At 40.4% G+C, this 6,269-nt stretch carries 4 protein-coding genes; 3 read left to right on the top strand and 1 reads right to left on the bottom strand.

The window, feature by feature from the left end:
- Positions 1–272: 272 nt before the first annotated feature.
- Complete coding sequence (locus VB732_RS24180) at positions 273–2,633, bottom strand: CHASE2 domain-containing serine/threonine-protein kinase (RefSeq protein ID WP_323233437.1); 2,361 nt, start codon at positions 2,631–2,633, stop codon at positions 273–275.
- A 746-nt stretch (positions 2,634–3,379) separates the two neighbouring features.
- Between VB732_RS24180 and VB732_RS24175 the strand changes: the two genes are divergently transcribed.
- The 3 genes from VB732_RS24175 to VB732_RS24165 all read left to right on the top strand — a co-directional run bounded on the left by VB732_RS24175 (position 3,380) and on the right by VB732_RS24165 (position 6,201).
- Positions 3,380–3,901 (top strand): NYN domain-containing protein, encoded by a 522-nt coding sequence (locus VB732_RS24175; RefSeq protein ID WP_041565194.1) that lies wholly within the window; start codon positions 3,380–3,382, stop codon positions 3,899–3,901.
- Between the two features lie 95 nt (positions 3,902–3,996).
- Positions 3,997–5,601, top strand: coding sequence for a 2-isopropylmalate synthase (locus VB732_RS24170; protein WP_323233436.1), 1,605 nt, complete (start codon positions 3,997–3,999; stop codon positions 5,599–5,601).
- A gap of 120 nt (positions 5,602–5,721) precedes the next feature.
- Complete coding sequence (locus VB732_RS24165; protein WP_323233435.1) at positions 5,722–6,201, top strand: GNAT family N-acetyltransferase; 480 nt, start codon at positions 5,722–5,724, stop codon at positions 6,199–6,201.
- Positions 6,202–6,269: the final 68 nt, after the last annotated feature.

Genomic DNA, 6,269 nt, shown 5'->3' with positions numbered 1-6,269 from the left:
GTTAAGTTGACACGTATGGGTAGTGCCGTTCCCCTACACCTTGCAATATAATCTTGTACCGCATCTAAATGGGAACCGCTATATTTGTACTTACCTTATACTCGCCTACCGCTAACTTCTAGAACTGTGTGCTAGGTGAAAAGCAATTATTAACTCTCACACTGCAAGTACATTCAGGCAAAGTCTTACTTTTGCATCAAAAACGCTCACACTTATATACAGTATCAAGTGCAGAGATGAGTGAAGAAAACACGGTTATCTTACTATCCTTTTCAAGGAGTTTTTGAGGATTCTTCTGAGCAAGATTTTGTTGGAGCGTTTAATTGGTCTAAAGTATTTATTAACGATTCATCCCCTAGCATTGGGTATCTGCTTTGGGAATTTACAATATCATCAAAAACTTTTAAATCCTGAAGAACCTCTGATGCAGACTGATATCGCTGTTTGAAGTCATCCAGCACCATTTTACTGAGAATCTTAACTAGAGAGTGGCTTAGTTGAGAGCGTAGTTTACCGCCGTAGGCATCACTCCATTTTATCTCTCCATCAGCATCTCTATCAAGTTCACGGGGCGCTATACCAGTCAAGGCTTTAATTCCAACCATGCCCACTGCATAGATATCACTATTGTAGTGGGGACGGCCAAAACATTGTTCGCTTGGTGCATAACCCTGAGTTCCAATGCCAATAGTAAAGGCGGTTGGCTCTTGAGTATCAAGTTGTTTTATGCTGACTTCTTTAACGGCTCCAAAGTCAATTAATACTAGTTTTCCGTCTGAGTGTCGCCGGATGATATTACTAGGCTTAATATCCCGGTGAATCACATTGTTGTTATGAACAAATGTTAATGTTTGCAATAAGTCTCTGACAATTTTGATCGTAGCAATTTCATCAATTACTCTACCTGATGGCAATTCCTGATTTAAAGGATGACCAATTATCTGTTCTTGCACTAGATAAAATTCTTCATCTTCTTCAAAATACGCCAAAAGTTGAGGAATTTGAGCGTGTGTTCCCAATTTTTCTAGGGTTTGCGCCTCTGAGTGAAATAAACGTCTGGCAAGTTGTAAGGCTTCTGGTTTGGTGCTGGCTGGTTTTAGTTGCTTGAGAACACATCGCGGATTTCCAGGGCGTTGGGTATCTTCAGCAATGTAGGTTTCACTGAATCCACCGGAACCAAGGACTTTGACAATTTTGTAGCGTTGAGCCAAGACTTTGCCAGATAAGGCTAAATCTCGTTGCTGAATTAGGTCTCGCAAGTCATATTGTTGACTGATAATCTCTTGAACAATGGGAGAAGTTTTATATTTTTGAAAAATGTCTACTAATTGGCGTTTTCTGATGCTTTCTCTCGCTAATGAGGTTCCTAAGTAGGAAAATCCGATGATTGCGATCGCAATCATTGGTACAGTGGTAGGGAAAATTAACCGACCATAGACAAATAACCCATAGCTAATTGCTACCCAAGTACCAGATAGGGCAAGGCTATATAGAAATCTATTGATGCTACGTTTGCGTTTGCTAGTTATTAAGGCTGCACTGCCAACTAGAATTAGCACAAACAAACCCCGCAATGGTGGTGTGTTGATTCCTGGGGCGATCGCTTTTCCTGACATTAAAGTTGCGATCGCATTGGCGTGAATTTCCACGCCTGACATCGGTTTAGCGCTACCGCTAGCAGCGACGGGATAATAATCATTATTTAACTTATCTGTCGCACCAATCAGCACTATCTTGTCTTTAAAGACCTTTCCTTGCTGCAAATAGGTATTCCAGTTTTCCGGGTCGAGTACATGCCAAAAGGGTATTTGCTCAAATGTACCGGCAGAACCCCAAAAATAAATGCGATCGCCCTTTGGCCTAGGATAATTTATCTGTGCTGTCCTGAGCGCTGCTTCACCAAAGGAGGGTAGCTTCTCGATCAAATTATCTTCAGTCAATGACTTAGAATACTCACTTGCCAATCGATGAACTTTACCATCTGCCTCTAAGGGAAAATTCACTGAGCCAATGGAAACTGACCCGGTACGGAACATCTGTTGTGGATCTGTCAATTGTGTAAAAGTCCCTTGACGAGCCTGCGAACTTTCGTAGACGGCTGCTAAGGTAACTTTACTGCCATATTTTTGCAATGCTTTCTGGAATTGGCGATCGTCAGCAATTCCATAACTACTTGGCGTGTCAAAAACTACATCTACCGCTACAGAGCGGACACCTGCTTTAATTAATTTTGTAATTATCTGGGCATAAGCAGCACGTTGATAAGGGTAAGATTTCAGTGTTTCTAGGTAGGCATACTGTTTCGGATTTGTTTTATAGTACTGTTCGGGAACCGATATCGACTGATCGTCAATTGCTAAAATTATGATGTCTTCTGGAGGCACAATCGGCCCACGAAGTTGAAAAAATCCAGAAAACGCCTTGTTTTCTATCAATTGAACCGATTCCCAACCAGAAGCACTCAGGATTGCTGCACTCATTACCCAAGCCCCAGCGAGGAGATGACCTAAGCGAATCATCCACCTAGACTGACGAGCCGATGCTGTCGAGGTTACTTTTGTCGGTTTACTTGAGTGTCTATTGGCAGCAGAGACATAGTTTTTAGTTAAGGTAGATGTAGGTTCTTCTGCCATATCGTGTTACTAATTGATTTAAGTCCAACACTTTTATTTATTCAAACCACGTTTTAATGCAAGCACATTGAAATAAGACTTCAATGACAATCTTATACATTTGTAAAGTATCTTCTATTGCTCAACAAACTTTTATTGGCAGAGCCAGCCCCCAGGAGATTCATACTCAGGTACTGCCCAAATTATTATTTTTTTGTTAAGTGAGTTACAACTAGTGATTGTCTCACAGATCAGAGCCGGATCTACTTCGCCTCTGCAATTGGCTGTGGCGATATTTCACCCTAACCTAAGTAACAGGTATGCTCCTAACTGGGTGTTTTACCAGAAGCTGTCCCAAGGTCGTCTTCTGTCTTTGGCGCAATATTGGTACTGCCCACAAAGGATATCCTGATACTGAAAGCTTTACCTTTAGATAGGCATCAACTTATATCCTATCCCTAAGCTTATGCTATACCTCTTTAGGAGTAAACTTTAATGTTGTACGGCGAGGAATACTGTTACTGGTTAAATTTTATTATTGGTAGATTTTGATTCAGATGGTAGCTCTTACAGTGCTGGAGGTGAATAAGGTTTAGCATCCAGCATCTCAACTCCAATGTTGCATCCGTTTTTATGCCTTGAAAGAGGTAGGATAAAAGCCATAGATAAAGAGCTACTTTATAGATATTAGCAAACTTGCTATTTGAAAATTGCTATAATCTATTGTTCCATCTAAATTCATTTATATATATTAGGTGTAAATTTGTATGGGTTCTCCAATGAATCGTCTGTCTATTTTTGTAGACGGAAACAATATGTTCTATGCTCAACAAAAAAATGGGTGGTTTTTTGACCCGCGACGAGTCTTAGAATACTTTAAACATGAGCAATCAGAAACAACATTAATTAATGCATTCTGGTACACTGGCTTAAAAGACCCACAAGATCAACGAGGTTTTAGAGATGCTCTAATTAGTCTAGGATATACAGTTAGAACTAAAATTCTTAAAGAATACTATGATGATACGTCCGGTCGTTACTCGCAAAAAGCGAATTTAGATATTGAAATTGTTGTAGATATGTTTAATACAGTAGACCAGTATGACCGAGTAGTATTATTCAGTGGCGATGGAGATTTTGAAAGAGCAATCGAACTATTACGTTCAAAAAATACACATATTACGGTAGTATCAACCGAAGGAATGATTGCTAGGGAACTACGGAATGCTACTGATAGATATATAGATTTAAATGATATCAGAGATCAAATAGAAAAAACCGAAGGTTAGTAGTCTTAGCAATTATTTACAAAGGTAAGAGTAAAAGAAAAACTAAGGTTGAAGATATATTGAGCCACAAGTAAAAATTAAAGAACAAACCGCAAATGACTAACAAAACAGATCGAATCATCATTTTTGATACTACACTGCGAGATGGAGAGCAGTGTCCGGGAGCAACTCTGAATATAGATGAAAAGCTAGTTATTGCCAAGCAACTAGCACGTCTAGGTGTAGATATAATTGAGGCAGGCTTTGCCTTTGCGAGTCCCGGAGATTTTGAAGCAGTTAGCAAGATTGCCGAAGTTGTGGGAACAGAGAATGGGCCGGTAATTTGTAGTTTGGCAAGAGCGATTAAAGCAGATATTGAAGCGGCCGCAGAAGCATTAAAGCCCGCAGTTAAGGGCAGAATTCATACATTTATTTCGACTTCTGATATTCATCTAGAGTATCAGTTGCGGAAGTCACGGGCAGAAGTGCTAGCGATCGCCGAAGAAATGGTAGCTTATGCCAAGTCCTTCATGACAGATGTGGAATTTTCGCCGATGGATGCGGCTCGTTCTGATCCAGAATTTCTATACCAAGTGTTAGAACGAGCGATCGCAGCTGGTGCAACAACAGTTAACATTCCCGATACAGTTGGTTACACCACCCCAAGCGAATTTGGCGCAATAATTAAGGGGATTATCGAAAATGTCCCCAACATCGACCAAGCGATTGTTTCCGTTCATGGTCATAATGATTTAGGCTTGGCAGTTGCTAACTTTTTAGAAGCCGTGAAAAATGGCGCACGCCAACTAGAATGTACGATAAATGGCATCGGCGAACGCGCCGGCAATGCATCGCTAGAAGAATTGGTAATGGCGTTGCATGTGCGGCGGCAATATTTTAATCCCTATCTCGGAAGACCAGAAGAATCTCAAGAATCCCTGACAAATATTGACACTCGGCAAATTTACAAAACCTCACGCTTAGTTTCCAATTTGACGGGAATGTTAGTACAACCAAATAAAGCGATCGTTGGAGCCAATGCCTTTGCTCATGAGTCTGGGATTCACCAAGATGGTGTGCTAAAAAATAAGCTCACCTACGAAATTATGGATGCCCAATTGATTGGCTTGACAGACAATCAAATCGTTTTGGGCAAACATTCAGGGAGAAATGCTTTCCGCACCCGGTTAAAAGAATTGGGCTTTGAACTGTCGGATACTGAGTTAAATAAAGCATTTGTCAGATTCAAAGAAGTAGCAGATAAAAAGAAAGATATTTCTGATTGGGATTTGGAAGCGATCGTTAACGATGAAATCCAACAAGCACCCGATTTGTTCCGGGTGGAATTGGTGCAAGTTTCCTGTGGTAGCAACGCCAAACCCACCGCTACAGTTACCCTCCGCACCCCAGACGGTGAAGAATTAACCGATGCTGCGATCGGTACTGGGCCAGTAGATGCAGTTTACAAAGCTATCAATCGGGTGGTGAATGTCCCCAACGAGTTGATTGAGTTTTCTGTGCAGTCAGTAACAGCCGGTATTGATGCCATTGGAGAAGTAACGATTCGTTTGCGTTATGAATCTAAGGTGTTTTCTGGCCATGCAGCGAACACAGATATCATCGTGGCATCAGCGCAAGCTTATGTAAATGCGCTAAATAGATTGTATGCATCTTTGCAAACTCAAGAAAAACCAGAGCAAGTATCTGCACAGAAAGTCTAAAATTTTATCTGTCAAACTGCTCATCATAAAAGTACCGCACCTGATTTTTAGCTGATGCTAAAAAACTCTTCCTCAAAGCTGGGGAGGAGTCAGGTGTGAGTTCCGATTTGTTGAAAAATTATGCTGACAGAAAAACATATCATAATCAGAGAAGCCACTATTAAAGAAGATTCACTGATTGCACAACACTTTTATCAAATGTGGCTAGATATTGGTGTTCATGAGAAAAATATCCAACTTGATTGGCAGGATATTACTCTCAAATTCGTAGAAGAGGCACGTCAAAATCTGTTTTACAAGGCTTTTATTGCAGAGATTGATAATATAGTTGTGGGTTCTGTAAGTTGTCAACTTTTTGCAGGTTTATACCCGAATGTTTTCAAAAATGAATGCCGCAAATTTGGATATATTTGGGGCGTTTATGTTGAACAATCTTACCGCAGACAAGGCATTGCCAAAAAACTAACTAATAGAGCAATTGAATATTTAAAAGGAATAGGTTGTACACGAGTGGTTCTTAACGCCTCGCCGTTGGGTAAACCAGTTTACTCCAGTCTTGGTTTCTCTGAAGGTAATGTAATGGAATTAGATTTGATTTAAGAACAGTAATTTTTTGCTTTACAGCGTTTTATCAGGTAAATGAAGTACACAGGTAAGGGCACAGCACT

The sequence above is a fragment of the Nostoc sp. UHCC 0252 genome, assembly GCF_034931145.1.
In the GTDB taxonomy this organism is placed as follows: Bacteria; Cyanobacteriota; Cyanobacteriia; order Cyanobacteriales; family Nostocaceae; genus Nostoc.
Note: the sequence above shows the minus strand (reverse complement) of the source record. Positions and strands in the feature narration are given on the sequence as shown.

Excerpts from the sequence above, each read along its gene's own strand:
- VB732_RS24180 (WP_323233437.1), bottom strand. The coding sequence starts at position 2,633 with ATGGCAGAAGAACCTACATCTACCTTAACTAAAAACTATGTCTCTGCT.
- VB732_RS24175 (WP_041565194.1), top strand. The coding sequence starts at position 3,380 with ATGGGTTCTCCAATGAATCGTCTGTCTATTTTTGTAGACGGAAACAAT.
- VB732_RS24170 (WP_323233436.1), top strand. The coding sequence starts at position 3,997 with ATGACTAACAAAACAGATCGAATCATCATTTTTGATACTACACTGCGA.
- VB732_RS24165 (WP_323233435.1), top strand. The coding sequence starts at position 5,722 with ATGCTGACAGAAAAACATATCATAATCAGAGAAGCCACTATTAAAGAA.